General features: G+C 62.6%; 16 protein-coding genes. 6 read left to right on the forward strand and 10 right to left on the reverse strand.

Translation table 11 applies throughout. From position 1 onward, the window contains the following. The first annotated feature begins 2 nt into the window (after positions 1 to 2). Genes ABIE33_RS27390 through ABIE33_RS27405 form a run of 4 tightly spaced genes read left to right on the forward strand, consistent with a single transcriptional unit; the run spans position 3 to position 3,913 of the window. Positions 3 to 311 (forward strand): (2Fe-2S)-binding protein, encoded by a 309-nt coding sequence (locus ABIE33_RS27390; RefSeq protein WP_429130932.1) that lies wholly within the window; start codon positions 3 to 5, stop codon positions 309 to 311. Then, entirely contained in the window at positions 304 to 1,701 is a 1,398-nt protein-coding gene (locus ABIE33_RS27395; protein WP_429130933.1) for an FAD-dependent oxidoreductase, read from the forward strand. The genes ABIE33_RS27390 and ABIE33_RS27395 overlap by 8 nt, the downstream gene beginning before the upstream one ends. Continuing rightward, complete coding sequence (locus ABIE33_RS27400; protein ID WP_429130934.1) at positions 1,698 to 2,840, forward strand: NAD(P)/FAD-dependent oxidoreductase; 1,143 nt, start codon at positions 1,698 to 1,700, stop codon at positions 2,838 to 2,840. The genes ABIE33_RS27395 and ABIE33_RS27400 overlap by 4 nt, the downstream gene beginning before the upstream one ends. A 17-nt stretch (positions 2,841 to 2,857) precedes the next feature. Beyond that, entirely contained in the window at positions 2,858 to 3,913 is a 1,056-nt protein-coding gene (locus ABIE33_RS27405; protein ID WP_429130935.1) for an ABC transporter substrate-binding protein, read from the forward strand. A 319-nt stretch (positions 3,914 to 4,232) separates the two neighbouring features. Here the strand turns inward: ABIE33_RS27405 and ABIE33_RS27410 are convergent, their stop codons facing one another. The 5 genes from ABIE33_RS27410 to ABIE33_RS27430 form a co-directional block, all read right to left on the reverse strand. Next, positions 4,233 to 6,248 (reverse strand): dipeptide ABC transporter ATP-binding protein, encoded by a 2,016-nt coding sequence (locus tag ABIE33_RS27410; RefSeq protein ID WP_429130936.1) that lies wholly within the window; start codon positions 6,246 to 6,248, stop codon positions 4,233 to 4,235. A 1-nt stretch (position 6,249) separates the two neighbouring features. Further along, positions 6,250 to 7,143 carry an ABC transporter permease gene (locus ABIE33_RS27415; protein WP_429130937.1) on the reverse strand — a complete coding sequence of 298 codons (894 nt, stop codon included), beginning with the start codon at positions 7,141 to 7,143 and terminating at the stop codon, positions 6,250 to 6,252. Beyond that, positions 7,140 to 8,093 (reverse strand): ABC transporter permease, encoded by a 954-nt coding sequence (locus ABIE33_RS27420; protein ID WP_429130938.1) that lies wholly within the window; start codon positions 8,091 to 8,093, stop codon positions 7,140 to 7,142. Before ABIE33_RS27420 ends, ABIE33_RS27415 begins: the two co-directional genes overlap by 4 nt. Continuing rightward, the gene (locus ABIE33_RS27425) at positions 8,090 to 8,761 is read right to left on the reverse strand and encodes a dimethylsulfonioproprionate lyase family protein (RefSeq protein WP_429130939.1); all 672 of its coding nucleotides are present in this window, start codon (positions 8,759 to 8,761) and stop codon (positions 8,090 to 8,092) included. The genes ABIE33_RS27420 and ABIE33_RS27425 overlap by 4 nt, the downstream gene beginning before the upstream one ends. Before the next feature lie 68 nt (positions 8,762 to 8,829). After that, positions 8,830 to 10,356, reverse strand: coding sequence for an ABC transporter substrate-binding protein (locus ABIE33_RS27430; RefSeq protein ID WP_429130941.1), 1,527 nt, complete (start codon positions 10,354 to 10,356; stop codon positions 8,830 to 8,832). Between the two features lie 135 nt (positions 10,357 to 10,491). On the opposite strand from ABIE33_RS27430, the gene ABIE33_RS27435 reads away from it, so the two are divergent. Both ABIE33_RS27435 and ABIE33_RS27440 read left to right on the forward strand, forming a co-directional pair. Continuing rightward, positions 10,492 to 11,343, forward strand: a complete 852-nt coding sequence (locus ABIE33_RS27435; RefSeq protein WP_429130942.1) for a LysR substrate-binding domain-containing protein — start codon at positions 10,492 to 10,494, stop codon at positions 11,341 to 11,343. A 125-nt stretch (positions 11,344 to 11,468) separates the two neighbouring features. Then, positions 11,469 to 11,594 carry a hypothetical protein gene (locus tag ABIE33_RS27440; RefSeq protein WP_429130944.1) on the forward strand — a complete coding sequence of 42 codons (126 nt, stop codon included), beginning with the start codon at positions 11,469 to 11,471 and terminating at the stop codon, positions 11,592 to 11,594. 29 nt (positions 11,595 to 11,623) lie between these two features. Here the strand turns inward: ABIE33_RS27440 and ABIE33_RS27445 are convergent, their stop codons facing one another. The 5 genes from ABIE33_RS27445 to ABIE33_RS27465 all read right to left on the reverse strand — a co-directional run bounded on the left by ABIE33_RS27445 (position 11,624) and on the right by ABIE33_RS27465 (position 17,580). After that, the gene (locus tag ABIE33_RS27445) at positions 11,624 to 12,916 is read right to left on the reverse strand and encodes an amidohydrolase family protein (protein WP_429130945.1); all 1,293 of its coding nucleotides are present in this window, start codon (positions 12,914 to 12,916) and stop codon (positions 11,624 to 11,626) included. Then, a complete protein-coding gene (locus ABIE33_RS27450; RefSeq protein WP_429130947.1) occupies positions 12,913 to 13,854 on the reverse strand; it encodes an ABC transporter permease in 942 nt (313 codons plus the stop codon). Before ABIE33_RS27450 ends, ABIE33_RS27445 begins: the two co-directional genes overlap by 4 nt. A 1-nt stretch (position 13,855) precedes the next feature. Continuing rightward, positions 13,856 to 14,905, reverse strand: coding sequence for an ABC transporter permease (locus ABIE33_RS27455; protein ID WP_429130949.1), 1,050 nt, complete (start codon positions 14,903 to 14,905; stop codon positions 13,856 to 13,858). Further along, the gene (locus ABIE33_RS27460) at positions 14,895 to 16,424 is read right to left on the reverse strand and encodes an ABC transporter ATP-binding protein (protein ID WP_429130951.1); all 1,530 of its coding nucleotides are present in this window, start codon (positions 16,422 to 16,424) and stop codon (positions 14,895 to 14,897) included. Before ABIE33_RS27460 ends, ABIE33_RS27455 begins: the two co-directional genes overlap by 11 nt. Before the next feature lie 130 nt (positions 16,425 to 16,554). Further along, complete coding sequence (locus tag ABIE33_RS27465; RefSeq protein ID WP_429130953.1) at positions 16,555 to 17,580, reverse strand: BMP family protein; 1,026 nt, start codon at positions 17,578 to 17,580, stop codon at positions 16,555 to 16,557. Positions 17,581 to 17,736 lie beyond the last annotated feature (156 nt).

The raw sequence follows: 17,736 nt of genomic DNA on the forward strand, positions 1-17,736 counted from the left end.
CGATGTCGAGACAAGCCCTGTTCAAGCGCCGGTACCGCCGGGACGAAGAGACGATCCCGTTCCTGCTCAACGGTCTGCCCGAAGTCGGACGGCGTGGCGATACGATCATGACGGCAATCCTTTCGCTCGAAACCAGGCTGCGGCGTACGGAATTTACCGGTGAGAGCCGCGCAGGCTTCTGCCTGATCGGTGCCTGCCAGGATTGCTTCGTGATGATGGCGGATGGCAGCCGCATGCGTGCCTGCAGCACGGCGCTTGAGCCGGGCATGGCATTTCTCACGAACGCCGTGGAAGGCGCAGAATATGACTGACGCCTTGCCGATCGTCATCGTCGGTGCCGGCCCAGCCGGCATCCGCGCCGCCGAAAGACTGGTCGAGGTGGGTATTCGGCCGATCGTTCTCGACGAAGGGCTTCGCGCCGGTGGGCAGATCTACCGACGGCCGCTGGTCGACGACGGGCGCTCCTACCGCAACCGGTATGGCTCGGAAGCGAAAAAGGCCGAGCGGTTGCATCAGGTTTTCGAGCGGCTGCGGCCATCGATCGATTATCGTCCGGAAACGCTTGTCTGGAATGTCAGCGGCCTGGAGCGCGATGGTCACCTCGATGTGCTGCACGCAGGCGTGCATCGCCAGATCGCCTTTTCCAAGCTGCTGCTGTGCACAGGCGCCACCGATCGCGTTCTGCCGTTTCCAGGTTGGACTAAGCCGGGTGTCTATACGCTTGGCGCCGCGCAGACGGCCTTGAAGGCGCAGGGCTGCACGATCGGCGATCGGCTGGTCTTCATGGGCTCCGGCCCGCTGCTCTATCTCGTCGCCTGGCAATACATGAAGGCGGGTGCGACGGTGGCCGCGGTGCTCGATACCGCGCCGTTCCGCTCGAAAATGCATCTGGCCTCGCTGTTCGTCCGAGCGCCGCGCATCGTCGCACTCGGCCTGCTCTATGGCGCTCAACTCCAGCTGTCGGGCGTCAAGGTTCGCTACGGCGTGCGGCCGGAAATCGTGCTCGGTCCGGAACGGGTCGAGGGCATCCGTTTTCGCGCAGGCGGCCGCACGGAAGAGCTCGCATGCGATGCGATCGGCTACGGCTTTGCCTTGCGTCCGGAAACGCAGCTCGCCGATCTCGCCGGCTGTCGTTTCCGTTTTGAGGATCGCGACCGGGCATGGTTGCCTGAGCGCGATGCGCTCGGCCGCACCAGTCGTGAGGATGTCTACGTCGCCGGCGATGGCAGCGGCATTGCCGGTGCCGATGCAGCCGAAATCGATGGCCAGCTGGCAGCATTGGCGATCCTTGAGGATCTCGGCAAGACGGTTGCTGGCGATCGTCCCCGGCAATTGAAGGCTGCCCGGGCACGGATCCTGCGCCAGCGCGAAATCCTTGAAAGTGCCTTTCCCTTCCCGCGCGACTGGTTCGAGACGGTACCGCCAGAGACGACGCTATGCCGGTGCGAGGAGATCAGCATCGGCGAGATCCGCAGTGCCGTCGATGCTGGCGGCATCGGCGAAATCAACCGCATGAAGGCTTTGAGCCGCGTCGGCATGGGGCGTTGCCAGGGGCGGATGTGTTCGGCCGCGGCCGTCGAGGTGCTGAGCGGCATCCGCAAGGTCGAACCGAAAGAGACCGGTCGTCTGCGGACACAGGCGCCGGTGAAGCCCATTCCGCTCGGCTTTGGCGGTCCGCTCGATACGCAGGCAAGCCGATGATCCAGCGCATTTCGGCAGATGTCACCATCATCGGCGGCGGGCTGGTCGGCAGTTCCGCAGCGCTGGCCATGCGTCAGGCAGGGCTTGACGTCGTGCTGCTCGACAAGGGCTTTTGCGGTGCGCAGGCAAGCGGCGTCAACTATGGCGGCGTACGCCGGCAAGGCAGGCCTGCTGAGCAATTGCCGCTCTCCCAGCGCGCACACGGCATCTGGCCGCGATTGCAGGCGCTGGTCGGCATCGACGGAGAATACGTACCGTCCGGCCACCTGAAGCTTGCGCGCACCGAAAGGGATTTTGCCAAGCTTGAAGCCTATGCCGAGATGGCCAAGCCTTACGGGCTCGATCTGGAACTGGTCGGCGCGCGAGATCTGAGGACAAGGTTCCCCTGGCTGTCGGCGGCAGGCGCAGGCGCATCGCTTTGCTCCGGTGACGGCCACGCCAACCCCAGGCTGGTCTCGCCCGCCTTTGCCCGCGCAGCGGAACGGGCGGGCGTAAAGGTCTTCGAACAGACCTCGGTTCGTGACGTGCGTCAGACCGGCAGCGGATTTGCCGTGCTGGCGGGAGAGAATGTTGAAATTCGCAGCCGCCAGATCGTCAACAGTGCCGGCGCCTGGTCCGATACGTTCGCCGCACAGTTCGGCGAAAGCGTTCCACTAAAGCGCATCTATCCCTCCATGGTGGTCACCGAGCCACTGCCGTTGCGCTTGCCGGTCAGTATGGGCGAGCAGGGCGGCAGCTTTTATGGGCGCCAAGTGGCGCGCGGCAACTACGTGATGGGCGGCGGGCGCGGGGCGGCCCTTGCCAATCCCGATTTCTCGCGGCCGTCGGTCACTGCCGCTTCATCGGTCATGCAGCGCGCTATCACGCTCTTTCCGCATTTGGCCAATGCCCAGGTGATCCGCTTCTGGTCCGGAACGGAAGCGGAGATGCCGGACGGTAACCCGGTGATCGGTCCAAGCCGGACGACATCAGGCCTCTTCCACGCATTCGGTTTCTGCGGCGCCGGTTTCCAGATCGCGCCTGCCGTCGGCGAGGTGCTTTGCGAACTCGTCACCACTGGGCGCAGCACCACGCCCATCGATGCCTTTTCCATCGGTCGCTTCGCTCACGCAGCGGCTCAAACTGCAGTCTCGTTGTAAACAGAAAGGGGAATACCATGATTGACCAACGCCTTATGACAACTTCGGGCCTCGCGCTGCTTGCGCTCGCCCTTCAGCAGACCGCCGCCCAGGCGGAAACCAAGACGCTCTACATCGGTATGAACGGCGGCAATTTCGAGCGTGCCTATACCGAGCACGTGCTGCCGCCCTTTGAGAAAGCCAACGACGTCAAGGTTGTGATCGTTCCGGGCACTTCCGCCGACATTCTCGCCAAGGCGACGGCTGCCAAGGATAATCCGCAAATGCACGTCATGCTGCTCGACGACGGCGTCATGGTGCGCGCCATCGGCGCCGGGCTTTGCCAGAAGATCGCTGACGATCCGGTGCTTGCCGATATCCAGCCGGCCGCCCGTCTCAAGGACGATATGGCCATCGGCGTCGACATGGGCATGACGGGCCTCGCCTACAACAAGAAGCTTTTCGACGAAAAGGGTTGGCCGGCACCGAGCTCCTGGATGGACATGGCCGATCCGAAGTTCGAAAATGCCGTGGTGTTCCAGTCCGCCTCGGCCTCGAGTTTCGGCCTGCATGCCTTCCTGATGTTCAACCGCATCCAGGGCGGCGACGAGACCAATGTCGAGCCCGGCTTCGAGACGTTCTCCGATACGATCGGCAAGAACGTCATCGAGTTTATTCCGAGCTCCGCCAAGATCTCGGAGATGGTCCAGACCGGCGAAGCCGCGATCTTCCCGCTGACACCGACGGCAGTCAACAACTTGAAAGACAAGGGCATTCCGGTCGAATACGCGCAGCCGAAGGAAGGCTCCGTCGTTCTCGCCGTAACCGAATGCGTGATCGCCAACAACAGCGAACCGGAGCTGAGCCAGAAGCTTGCGCATTATCTCCTGTCGGCAGAAGCGCAGGGCCTTGCGCTCGACCACGGCAACATCATCCCGTCCAACAAGAACGCCAAGGCCGGCACGGCCGAGGCCAACGAAAAGCTCGCCACCTTCAAGACGAACATGGAAACGGCGAAGGTTCTCGATTGGGATGCGATCAACAAGAGCCGCCAGGAGTGGAACAAGCGCTGGAACCGCATGATCGAGCGGTAAGCCTCTCCACCAGTCTTTTGTGCCTTGGCCCTCCGCCCCCTATTGGCGGAGGGCTGATTGAATCGGACGCGCGGGCAGCGCTGCGCATACGATCGACGCAAAGAGGTTGGCCGCGATGCCGATCATTGCCTGCAGGCCGAACCCCTCGGCCTGCGACCGATCCCGAAAGCGCCGAGCGCCGGGCTGAGCGAAAGATGAGGATGACGAGCACCAGCCCATCGTCACGATTTGCGGAGCACGCTCAATTGACCACAGGGAGAAGCCGCTCCGACCCGAAGCTCGATCTGTGATCATTACGAGCGTGGTGCCGCTGTTTGTCTCACGCCAGTTGTTTTTGTTCTGACTGAACCACCCGGGTCGGCAACTTGCTTACAGGAATGTGGCAGCGGATATACCCGGTGCCTGTCTTTTGCACTGGTGGGGGCATATCGGCGCAGATGCTACCCACCTGACGTGGGCAGCGCCCGGCAAGCGGACAGCCGATGCCCGGTGCGCCTTTCGACGTCGGCACGGTCGGCGGGCGAGAAACGTAGCTGTCCTTCTTGAGTGCCGGCGCCGCTTCGAGCAGCATTTCGGTATACGGATGCAGCGGGTTCTCTAGAAGCGTGGCGGTGTCACCGAGCTGCATGAGTTCGCCGCGATAAAGCACAGTGACCCGGTCTGCGAGCTGTTGCACGACAGCAAGGTCGTGCGAGATGAACAGCATTGCGACAGCGTGCTTTTCCTTGAGCGAGCGCAGCAGTTCGACAATCCTTGCCTGCACCGAGACGTCAAGCGCCGACAGAATTTCGTCGCAGATCAGAATTTTGGGGCGGACCAGAAGTGCTCGGGCGATGGCGATGCGCTGGCGCTCGCCGCCCGAAAGCTGCTCCGGAAAGCGGTCGAGATAACCTGCATGGAGGCCGACGCTCTCCAGCACGCCTTCAAGCGTCTGACCGTCGGACCCGATGCCGAAGTGTTTCAGCGGGCGTTGGAGGATCGCCCGGATAGGGCGTCGGGGGTTCAACGACGCGTCTGGGTTCTGGAAGATGTACTGGATCTGTCGCAGTTGCTCGACCGAGCGGTTTTTCAAGGTCGACGTGAGAAGGTTGCCATCGAGGCTGATCACGCCAGCGCGTGGTGGGAGCCGGCCACTGATCGCCCGAGCTATCGTCGACTTGCCGCTGCCGGATTCACCGACGAGAGCGACCACCTCGCCGGCGCGCAGTTCAAGGTCGATTTCGCGTACGACGGAGGGGCTCGTCCGACCGACAAGCCGATCGAGGATGCCGGGATCCCCGTATGAGAGGTTCAGGCCGGTTACCGCGAGCAGGCGATCGCTCTTCAGGGCGCCCTTTATCCCAGACCTGACCGCACTGGCCGCTGTTTGTGGCGCGGCCGCCTCCCGCCACCTCATGCAAGCGATGAACCGTGCGACCCCGATCGGCTCCAGCAGTTGCGGCATGGTGCGGCATGCGGCGGTCGCAAAATCGCAGCGCGGCGCGAATTTGCAGCCGCCGGCCATCTGGTCGCGGCGCAGCACGCCGCGCAGGCCGAGCGCCTGCCTGTCCGTGCCGTCGATGGTCGGGATCGAGCCGATCAGACCGCGGGAATAGGGGTGTGCCGGGGTTTGCAGAAGTCTGTCGCACGGCGCGACCTCAATTAATTGGCCGGCATACATGACGCCCACACGGTCGGCGATCTGTGCCAGCAGCGCCAAGTCATGCGTAACGTAGAGCATCGCCATCCCGATCCGGGTTCTAAGATCGCGAAGAAGCTGGATGATCTGGCGCTGCGTGGTGACGTCGAGGCCGGTCGTCGGTTCGTCGAGCACCAGCAGATCAGGATTGCAGGCCACCGCCATTGCGATCGTCACGCGCTGCTGCTGTCCGCCGGAAAGCTCATGCGGATACCGGCGGCTGACGTCCGGCAGACCGACCAGCGCAAAGAGCTCGACGATGCGGCGTTCCATCGTCATGCCCTCCGGCAGTGCCCGATGCGTCGCAATCATCTCGCGGATCTGCGACCCGACCCGCATCCCGGGGCTGAGCGAGGTCGTCGGGTTCTGCGGCACGAACGCAATCCGGTTGCCGCGCAGTCGCGCCAAGGCACCGGCGTCGAGTTTCAGAAGGTCGGTTCCGTCGAACAGGACTTCACCGGTCTGAACCAGGCTGTTGATCGTGCCGTAGCCAAGCAGGCGGTAAGCGACGGTGGATTTGCCGCAGCCCGATTCCCCGACAAGGCCAAAGGCTTCGCCCCGGCCGATTTCGAAGGACACGTCTTGGACAACATTGGTCCAGCCGGAGGGTCCGCCGTAGGCGATGTTGAGATTGCGGATTTCGATAAGGCTTTTCATATCAGGCTCCCGCGATGGGTCGCTGGCCGAGCATGCGCGACAGGCCGTCGGTGAACAGGTTGAAACCGATAACGAGGGAGGCAAGGCCAAGGCCAGGCCCGAAAACCGTCACGGGCGAGGCGATCAGAAGGTTGCGGTTTTCGCTGATCATCAGCCCCCATTCGGGTGTGGGTGGGCGAATTCCGAAGCCGAGAAAGCCGAGCGCCCCGATCAAGATCGGCGCATAGCTGAGGCGAAGCGAAAATTCGACGAGCAGCACGTTGGCGGCGTTGGGAAGGATCTCGCGGAAGACGATGGACCAAACGCCCTCGCCACGCAGTTCAGCAATGGCGACATATTCGCGTGTCGCGATCTCCATCGCAGCGGCACGAGCGATGCGGGTGATACGGGGTGCATAGACGAGACCGACGACGAAGACGATGAGCACCGGTTCACCCGCAAGCGCCGGTCCGGCGGCGATGATTATCACCAGGGCGAGCGCGAGGAAGGGGATGCTGATCATGGCTTCGACAATGCGCTGAGTAATCTCGTCGAACCAGCCGCCGATATAGCCTGACAGCAGACCGAGGGTGGTTCCGGCCACCATGCCCAGCATCGTACCGGCAAAGGAGAGCAGCAGCACGATATGCGCGCCATGCATGAAGCGGCTGAAGACATCACGGCCGATCTGGTCGAGGCCCATTGGGTGCTGCCAGGACGCGCCTGAAAGCGGCAGGCCGGTTCCCATCTGGGCAAAGCCATAAGGGGTCCAGACGACGCCGATGATCGCGAAGAGAACATGGGCGACGAGGATGATCGCTCCGAGTTTGAATGGGCCAGGTGTCGCACGCCAGCGGTCGGCATCTAACCAGCGGCCGGCGACACTTTTGGGCGGGTTGGAAGTGATCAGGGTCATCGGCTTGCCCTCAGGCGCGGTTGAAGCAGAATGGCGCAGATATCCGCCACGAGATTGGCGGCGACATAGACGGCGGCGCTGATCATCACGGTTGCCTTGATCAACGGAATATCGCGCAGTTGCAGGGCATCGATGAGCAGCGTGCCGAACCCCGGATAGGAGAATACCCTCTCGACGATGACCACTCCGCCTATCAGGAAGCCGAGGTTGAGCGCCGTGACGTTGAGTGCCGGCACGATTGCGTTCGGCAATGCGTGGCGAAAGAGCACCGCACGGGCGCGCAAACCCTTGAGTTCGGCCAGACGAATGTAATCCGATCGCAGCACTTCGATCAGGCTGTCGCGCAGGACGCGGATGGCATAGACGGCCATCATGATGGCAAGCGTGACCGCGGGCAGAACCATGGCGCGCAGGATCTCCTGCCACGTGCTGGCTTCCGAGATCGTTGCCAGCGCCGGCAGGATCGGCACAGCGACGGCAAAGAGGAAGAGCAGGATCGTGGCGAGCAGGAAATCAGGAAGCGACAGCAAGACGAGAGTGACCACCGAAATGATGTTGTCGATCGCCTTGCCCCGGTTCGTCGCCTGGACGATTGCCGGAACCACTGCCAACACCAGATAGATCGCGAAGGCGAAGAGCGACAGAAGCACCGTGTTGACGATGCGGGGGCCGAGAACATCTGCGATCGGTCTGCCGGTTGCGATCGACACTCCGAGGTCTCCCCAAAGGAAATCGCCGAGCCATTGAAAATAGCGAGTAAGGGCGGGCTCATCGAGATGGAGCTGGCCGCGCAGCACTTCGAGCGCCTTGGCGGTCGCGTCGCGCCCCAGGATACGCGTGGCGACGTCACCCGGAAGCGCCTCGAGGATCAGGAAGATCACGATCGAAACGAGGAGAAGGGTCAGGGCCGAAAACAGGATCCGACTGGCTATAAGGCGAAAGACGCTCATTTGGCAACGAGCCCCACAAAAGAGAGTGCCGCATCCGCCGTCACGGTGTCGGGAATGAAGGCGGCATCGGTATGGAGATCGCCTTCCCACACATAGAGCAGCACCAGCGGTCGCTCCGCTGAAAGCGTTGCATGGGGAAGCCACGGCGGGTGATGGACGATCTCGTCGACGCCGCGGGCGTTCCAGCCCTCTTCCCCAGCTCGCCAGAAAGAGGGAGCGGTGACAGTGTAGTAAAGTTCGTCAGCAGGGTGATGGTGAAGGGGATAGTGCGTTTTCGGCCCCAGAAACATCAGCCCGAAGGCGATGTCTGCATCCTTGATGAGAGCCGGTGGTCCACCATCCGGACCGCAGATGACGCCATAGCCGTAGTTTTCGCCGAAATCGCGGCTGGGCGGATTGGCGAGATAGTTTTTGCTGCGGGTGACGTGGATTGAGGGGAGGAGCGTGGCCAGGGCGCGGGCAAGCGGTGAATGCGGGCTGTAGGACTGAAGCTCAGCCTCGCAGGCGGACTGGATCGGTACGCGGTTTGGCGTCACGGCCCTGACGGGCGGCAAACGGCCGGCTAGCCGGCGCAGCCTTGCCGCATGTGCGTGCGAGACGGCGCGCGTGTCGTCGTCGAGCGCATCGGCAAAGTGGTTGATAAAGTTGGTGAGGGCGGAAATCGTCATGCAACTGTCCTCTTCCACGGAGCGGCACGCTCCGTGGATGCGGTTGTCTGTGTGAGGGAAGGCGGCGGTTAGTCGGCGCAGCTCAGTTCCGCATAGTCGATGCGGTTCACGTCGACGTTCGGCTGGTAGCCCGTGCAGCCCTTGCGCAGGCCCGCCACGACAGAGGTGAAGACAGGCAGGATCATGCCGCCTTCGTCAGCGACGATCCTCTGGGCGTCGCGATAGAGCTCGTTGCGTTCCTTCTCGTCAGCCGTTTGTCCGGCCTTAACGACAAGAGCATCGAAATCGCCGCGCTTCCAGTGCGTCTCGTTCCATTCGGACTTGCTGCTCAGCGAGAGTGTCAGAGCTTCGGCGGGCGGCCGGGCGCTGGTGTAGGAGATGACGGCTGGCTTCTTCAGCCAGATCGTGTCCCAATAACCTTCCGCCGGTGAGGTAATCACATTGACTCGGATCCCCGCGGCCGCAGCCATCTGGGCATAGACCTGAGCAAGCAGCATCATGCCGGGATAGGAGTCCGACGTGTAGAGATCGAAGTCGATACCATCCGGATAGCCGGCCTGCGCAAGCAGCACCTTTGCCTTTTCGACATCGGACGGCTTTGCCGACGTTCCAAGACCGAGCGGCGAACTCGGCGGGATCGGGGTATCGGCGCCGATCTCGCCGTAGCCGAGCAGCACAGTGTCGAGGATCGTCTTGCGATCCATGACGAGCTTCATAGCTTCTCGCACCTTCATGTTGTCGAAGGGTGGGGTGTCGGTCCAGACTGCGAGATAGAGCGACGTCGCACCCGACGTTGCGACAAGCTCGACCGCCGGATTGTCCTTGAGCGTGATGAGGCTCGCCGGATCGACCGTCAGCGAAAGGTCGACCGTGCCCGACAACAGCGCGGAGAGACGGGAAGTCGGCTCAAGGCTCGTGGTGATCTCCAGACAGTCGGCCTTCGGCAGGTCGGCGCGCCAATAGGCGGGATTGCGGCGCATGACACGCTGCGCACCGTTGATGACAAAGGTCTCCTGCATGAATGGGCCGGTGCCATTGCCCTTCACGCGTAGCTCTTCGGCCTTGGCCCCTTCCGGAACCATCAGCGCATATTTTGTCGCGATCAGCATCGGCAGTTCGACGACAGGCTGCCTCAGCTTGAAGCGCACCGTGTGATCGTCCACGGCGGTGATGCCGTCTGCGTCCAGGAAGGCGAGCGTCGAAAAGCCGCCTGGTGACACTGCGGGATCGAGAAGACGGTGATAGGAATAGACCACATCCTTGGCGTCGAAGTCGGAACCGTCATGGAACTTCACGCCCTTCCGGAGGTGAAAGGTCCATTCCGTCGCATCGGCATTCGATTCCCAGGATTCGGCAAGAACCGGGACGGGCTGCATCGTGTTGCTGCGATCGACGAGCGGATCGTAGACCGCGCGGATATGGTAGACGCTGTCGGTGCCGATCAGCGCGGCAGGGTCCATGGTTTGTTTCTCGCCGTCGGACTCGTAGCCGAGTACACGAACGCAGCTTTGCTGCGCGAAGGCGGTGGTTGCAAAAGGCCAACAGCTGGCCATGGCCACGGCAAGCGCCGTGCCCTTCAGAAGATGTTGTGTCATCTCGGGTTCCCCATTTTTGGATTTATGCAAGCAGTATGAAAACCGGCCCGTCGCCTTGCAAACGATTAGAAATCACGTCTACATGAGTAAAATTCATGTGGATTTGCGAGAATGGTCCGGCGGATACTGCCTCCCTTGACGACGCTCAGGGCCTTTGAAGCGGCGGCGCGCCTGCTGAGCTTCAAAGCGGCGGCCGAGGAACTGCGCGTCACACAGTCGGCGATCAGCCATCAGGTCGCCTCTCTGGAGCGCAATCTGGGCATTCCGCTCTTCGTGCGCCTTCCCGGTCGTGTCGAGTTGAGCAAGGAGGGTGCGTTATACTTTCCTGTAGTCCAGGACGCTCTGGACCGCATTGCGCTCACCACCGATCTTATCCGCCAGACGAATACGCCGGCCTCCCTGACTGTTCAGGTCTACGTGACCGTTGCGGTCCGCTGGCTCATCCCTCGGCTCCAAAGATTCAAGGAAGCATCGCCGGAAATCGCTATCAGCCTCGATGCGAGCCTTCTGGACTGGGAATTCAACCCCGATCGGGCCGACATCGGGATGATCTACACGCAAGCACCCAACCGACCGAGCGTGACCTACACCTTATTGAGGCAGGAGAAACTTGTCGGGGTTTGTTCGCCGGACATCGCCAGTGCGATCAAAGCGCCGGAGGATCTGCGCCATTTCCCCTTTCTCGCGGTAAGCGGCACGACTGGAGACGCCGAGACATGGGCTGCCAGCGTCGGCGCAACCGGGTTATCGCAAAAAACCTCGCCGCTCTTCGACAGCAACCTACTTGCGATCGAAGCGGCGATCAGCGGTCAAGGGGTTGTGGTGGTCCCCGAGTTCCTCGTTGGACCGGATCTCTCAAGCGGAGCTCTGGTGGCTCCGCTTCACTCCGACGTGATGCAGCCGGGCGGCTGGTACCTTACCCATCTCGAGCGCCGAGGCAACGAAAAGGCGATCCGCAAGTTCCTGCAGTGGATCCGGAGCCAGTGACAGGCAAGGAAAGACGACCCGTCGATCAGGTCGGGCCCGACCGCCGGGCTTTGGTTGCGACTTCGGCTAGATTGGCAACGAGGAAGTATCGAGCTTCTATCCTACATTTGCTGCGGGCGCGGCCCATGAAAACGGCCGCCCGCATCACTTTGAAGCTCAAGCCCGCCGATGGCGGTGCGGCCGTTCTTTTCTCGATCTCGTTGCAAGGCTTTGCGACGGCTCTCGATCGAGCCGGGGCGCGTGCGCATTGAGGTATTGACGCTTTTCTCGTCCAGTCCGTTCAAAGCGCTTGCGGTGGCACGACGTGGCGGCGGTTGATGGTCGCCGGACGGCCCTTGATGGAGAGGGCCGTATCGCGCTTCTCGCGCTCAGCCACGACCTTGCCCTTCGCGACGACACAGAGCCGCTCGGCGCGCAGGCGCACCGCCTCGATGGGGTTGCCCGCATCGAGCACGACGAGGCTTGCCGATTTGCCGACGGCCAGGCCGAGATGATCAAGCCCCATGATCTCGGCATTGACCTTTGTGACCATGTCGAAGCAGGTGCGCATGTCCGCGGGCGAGGACATCTGGGCGACGTGCAATCCCATGAAGGCGACGTCGAGCATGTCGGCTGTGCCGAGGGAGTACCACGGATCGAGCACGCAATCCTGACCCCAGCCGGTGCGGATGCCGGCCTTCAGCATCTCGGGCACGCGCGTCAGGCCGCGGCGCTTGGGATAGGTGTCGTGCCGCCCCTGCAGCATGATGTTGATGAGCGGATTGGGGATCGCCGAGACACCGGCTTCCGCAATCAGCGGTAGCAGCTTCGAGACGTAGTAGTTGTCCATCGAATGCATCGAGGTGAGGTGCGAGCCAGCCACCCGGCCTTGCAGGCCGAGCCTCTGGGTTTCATAGGCAAGCTGCTCGATATGGCGCGATAGCGGGTCGTCGGTCTCGTCGCAATGCAGGTCGACCATCAGGCCGCGCTTGGCCGCGATCTCGCAAAGTTCGGTAACGGAACGCGTGCCGTCGGACATGGTCCGCTCGAAATGCGGGATGCCGCCGACGATGTCGACGCCCATGTCGAGGGCGCGGATGGTGTTCTCGCGCGCATTCGCCGAGCGATAGAGCCCGTCTTGCGGGAAGGCGACGAGCTGGAGATCGATATAGGGCGCGATCTCCTTCTTGACTTCGAGCAGCGCTTCCACCGCAAGGAGCCGGTCGTCGCAGGTATCGACATGGGTGCGGATGGCGAGGAGGCCCATCGAGACTGCCCAGTCGCAATAGGCCAGCGCACGATCCTTGACGGCCTCGTGGGTCAGGGTCGGCTTGAGCTCGCCCCACAGCGCTATGCCTTCGAGCAGCGTGCCCGAGGCATTGGTACGCGGCAGGCCGTAGGACAGCGTTGCGTCCATATGGAAATGCGGATCGACAAACGGTTGGCTGAGGAGGTTGCCCGAGGCATCGACGACACGACCGGCCTCGGCATCGACGTTGGGCTCGATCGCGGCGATCCTGTCGCCCTTGATGCCGATATCGGCGACGGTTCCATCGGGCAGCGTGCCGCCCTTTACGATCAGGTCGAAGCTCATCTTTCGCCTTTCTGGTACGGGATCATCAAAGCTTTGGGATAGGTGGCGCGGCGTGCAACCAGGATCAGCGCCAGGATCGACAGCGCATAGGGCATCATCAGGAAAACCTGATAGGGCACGATGCCGCCCGATATCTGCTGCAGGCGAACCTGATAGGCATCGAAGGCGGCAAACAAAATGGCGCCGATCAGCGCCTTACCTGGCCGCCATGAGCCGAAGACGACCAGCGCGATGCAGATCCAGCCGCGGCCATTGATCATCTGGAAGAAGAACGAATTGAAGGCCGAGATGGTGAGGAAGGCGCCGCCGACCGCCATCAGCGCGCTGCCGACGGCGACGGCGCCCATGCGGATGCCGGTGACCGAAATGCCCTGCGCCTCGACCGCCGACGGGTTTTCGCCGGCGGCGCGAACGGCGAGGCCGACGGGTGTGCGATAGAGGATCCAGGCGACGGCAGCGACCGATACGAATGCGAGATAGGTCAGCGGCGTCTGGGTAAACAGCGCCTCGCCAACGACGGGAATGCTGGACAGGCCCGGGATCGGCAGGGGCTGGAACGGCTCGATCTTTGGCGGCGAGGTCACCTCGGGCAGTGCAAGCCGATAGGTGAAATAGGTAAGGCTCGTGGCAAGCAGCGTAACGCCGATGCCGACGACGTGCTGTGACAGGCCGAGCGGTACCGTGAGCGTGGCGTGCAACAGGCCGAAGATGGCGCCAACAAGCGCTGCGACCAGCACGCCGGTCCAAAGATCGCCGCCGGAATATACTGTGAACCAGCCGGCGAAAGCGCCTGCCGTCATGATCCCCTCGATGCCCAGGTTGAGAACGCCCGCACGCTCGCAGATCAACTCGCCCATGGTCGCGAAGATCAGCGGGGATGCTATGCGGATGGCGGCAACCCAGAAAGAGGCGGTGAAGAGGATTTCGAGAGCGTCCATGTCACCTCCACCTGATCCGGAATCGCGTCAGAAGGATCGCGACAACCATCGTCAGCAGCGAGGTGGCGACCATGACGTCGGCTATGTAACTCGGCACCTTGGCTGCACGGCTCATGGCATCGGCGCCGACGAAGATGCCGGCGACGAAGATGGCCGATGCGATGACACCGAGCGGATTGAGCATGGCGAGCATCGCGACGACGATGCCGGTGTAGCCGTAGCCCGGCGACAGGTCGAGCGTCAGGTTGCCCTTGAGCCCCGAGACTTCGGAAAAGCCCGCAAGGGCTGCCAAACCGCCTGAAAGCAACGCCGTCTTCATCAGCGTCCGGTTGACCAGAATGCCGACAAACCGTGCGCCCTCGGGATTGAGGCCGACGGCGCGCATTTCGTAGCCGAGAACCGTCTTTTTCATGACGACCCACACGAGAACGGCCGAAGCAAGGGCGATGACGAAGCCGTAGTGCAGGCGCTTGCCCTGGATGAGGCGCGGCAGTTGGGCTTCAGCGATGACCTTCTGCGATTGCGGCCAGCCGAGCCCCATCGGATCCTTGAGCACACCTTCAAGCAGCATCGACACGAACAGCAGGACGATGAAGTTGAGCAGCAGCGTGGTGACCACCTCGTCGACGCCGAAGCGGGTCTTCAGCACGGCCGGGCCGAGCAGAAGCAGCGCGCCTGCGGCCATGACGGCGACCATGATCACCGGGATCAGAATGACCGAAGGTAGCGGCAGTGCGCCGGTTCCCAGCACCACGGTGACGACGCCACCGATGTAGAGTTGGGCTTCCGCGCCGATGTTCCAGAGCTTGGCCCGAAAGGCGACGGCTACCGCTAGGCCGGTGAAGATCAGCGGCGTCGCGCGGGTCAGGGTTTCCATGAGCGCGAACTGTGAGCCGGCCGCGCCCCTGGCCACGAGATAGAAGACGGACAGTGGCGAAGCGCCAGCGGCGAGAACCAGCATCGACGTCAGCAACAGCGTTGTGGCGATGGCTGCCAGCGGAAACATCAAGGTGACCGCCAAGGACAGTGCGGGCTTCGGCTCAAGCCGCATGGTCGCTGTGCTCCCCGCTATGACCTGCCATCAACTCTCCCAGTTCCCGAATGCTGCGTTCGCCGCGCGAAGACGGCGTCGAAAGGCGTCCCTTGGACATGACGATAATGCGGTCGGACAATGCCAGGACTTCCTCGAGGTCTTCCGAAATCAGCAATATCGCCGCGCCCCTGGCTCGCGCTTCAAGCAGCATGCGGTGTACATAGGCGACGGCGCCGACGTCGAGGCCGCGGGTCGGCTGGCTTGCAAGGATGACCGCCGGGTCGGGATCAAGGGCCCGGCCGAGGATAAGCTTCTGCATGTTGCCGCCCGAGAGCAGGCGTATGCGGGCCTCGGGCGAGGGGCATTTGACCTCGTAGTCGGTGATGAGTTTCTCGGCGAAGCGGCGGGCAGCCTTCCAGTTCAGGAAGCCCATGCGGCTGAACCGCGGGCTCCGGTAGCGTTCTGCGATGACATTCTCCGTCACGCTCATGTCGCCGATGCTGCCGAAAGCGTGGCGGTCTTCCGGAATCCGGGCCACGCCATGGGCGAGCGCGACGCGTGGCGACCAGTCGGCGACTTCCCGCCCGGCGATGGAAATGCCGCCGCCGGTTGGACGCCGGGTGCCGGCGATGAGGGCAGCAAGGACAGCCTGGCCATTGCCGGCAACGCCGGCAAGGCCGGTGATTTCACCGGCTGTGAGCGTGAGCGATACCTCATCGAGGCCGGCCCCGTTATAAGGCGTCGTGGAGACGCGTTCGAGCGCCAGCAGCGGTGCACCCAGTGTCACCGGGCTGACCTCCGCCGGCCTGACCTCCTGGCCAACCATGAGGGCCGCCAGTTCTTTGCGATCGGTCGAGCCTGTTTCGCGCTCGCCGACGAGCTGGCCGGAGCGCAGAACCAGCACACGATCGCTGACAGCCATCACTTCGTGCAATTTGTGGGAGATGAAGATGATCGACAGGCCCTTGGCGACGAGCAGCTTCAGCGTCCGGAAAAGTGCGTCGGTCTCGGCGGGTGTCAGAACGGCCGTCGGCTCGTCGAGGATCAGGATGCGTGCTTCGCGATAAAGGGCCTTCAGGATCTCGACGCGCTGGCGTTCGCCGACCGAAAGGGTGGAGACGATGGCTGCGGGATCGACGGCGAGGCCGAAATCGGCGGACAGTTGCTCGATGCGCCGCCGCGCTGCGGCCCGGTCGAGCCGCATGCGCCAGAGGCTCTGCGTGCCAAGCGCGATGTTTTCCTGCACCGTCATGTTGTCGGCGAGGGTGAAGTGCTGGTGGACCATGCCGATGCCGGCATCAAGGGCCGCGCGCGGATCTCCCGGCGGAAGCGGCTTGCCAAAGGCCTCGACGGTTCCCTCGTCGGCGACGTAGTGGCCGAAGAGAATGTTCATCAGCGTCGTCTTGCCGGCACCGTTCTCCCCAAGAAGTGCGATGACTTCGCCCCGCTTCAGCTCGAAGGAAATGGCGTCGTTGGCCTTGAGCGGGCCGAAACGCTTGCTGATGCGGGAAAGACGAAGGGCGGGATTGCTGGACACGTCGGTGACCGGATGTGGCGTTGCGGGAGAGGCTTTTTCCCGTCCAGGGAGAGAAGGTCGCTGCCCGCGAAGGCTAATCCCTCGTCCGGCACTGCCACCCACCTTTCCCATGAACGGGAGGAAGGGAGGGCTAGCTCGACTTCGGCTCGGCGTCGTTGATCTCGACGGTGAACGAGCCGTCCTTGATCATCTTTTCCTTCTCCGCGACCTTGGCCTTGATGTCGTCCGGAACCTTGCTGTCGAAGGTGCCGAGAGGTGCTAGCGAACAGCCGCCGTTCTTCATGAAGGAATAGACGCCGTAGTCGTCGGCCTTGAAAGTGCCGGCCTTCACTTCGGCGATCGCCTTGTCGAGCGTCGATTCGAAATGCCACAGCGCCGAGGCGACAACGGTGTCCGGATAGTCCGCCTGTGTATCGATGACATTGCCGATGGCCAGGATCTTCTTCTCCTTGGCGGCGTCGGACACGCCGAAACGCTCGGCATACAGAAGGTCCGCACCGCCATCGATCTGAGCGAATGCGGTCTCCTTGGCCTTGGGCGGATCGAACCACGAGCCGATGAAGGCGACCTGGAACTTGGTGTCCGGGGCCACTTCCTTCACGCCTGCCATGAATGCGTTCATCAGCCGGTTGACCTCCGGTATCGGATAGCCTCCCACCATGCCGATGTTCTTGGATTTGGTCATCGCGCCGCCGATAAGGCCGGACAGATAGGATGCGTCCTGGATATAGTTGTCGAAAACCGAGAAGTTCGGTACGGCGGCATCGGGCTTGAAGCTCGAGCCCATCAGGAAGGCGACATCAGGATAGTCCTTGGCGACGGCCCGGGCGGCATCCTCGACGCCGAAAACCTCGCCCAGGATCAGCTTGTGGCCGGCCTCGCAATATTCGCGCATGACGCGCTCGTAATCGTTGTTCGCGGTGTTTTCCGAATAGACATATTCGATGTCGCCGCGCTCCTTGGTGGCATTAGCTGCCTTGTGGATACGGCTGACCCACTGCTGCTCGACCGGGACGGTATAGATGGCCGCCACCTTTATCGGGTCCGCAGCGAACAGACGACTCGGCAGACCCGCCGCGGCCACCACGGCGGAGGCGCCGGCAGCTTTGATCAGGGTTCTTCTGGAAATGGCGAAAGTGAAGGAATTGCTATGCATCAAATTCCCCTCTGATTGATTGCGCGTCTTGGAACGCGTCTTTTTTACCACTTGGTCAATGTAGGTGAAGTTGGGGGTTGCAGCAATTGGGTGTTTGCGTCAGCGCAAAGAGGGCGCACCGTCTCAAGCGTAACAAAGATCGCAAGATTTCCCGAA

Source organism: Ensifer sp. 4252 (genome assembly GCF_050434565.1).
Lineage (GTDB): Bacteria > Pseudomonadota > Alphaproteobacteria > Rhizobiales > Rhizobiaceae > Ensifer.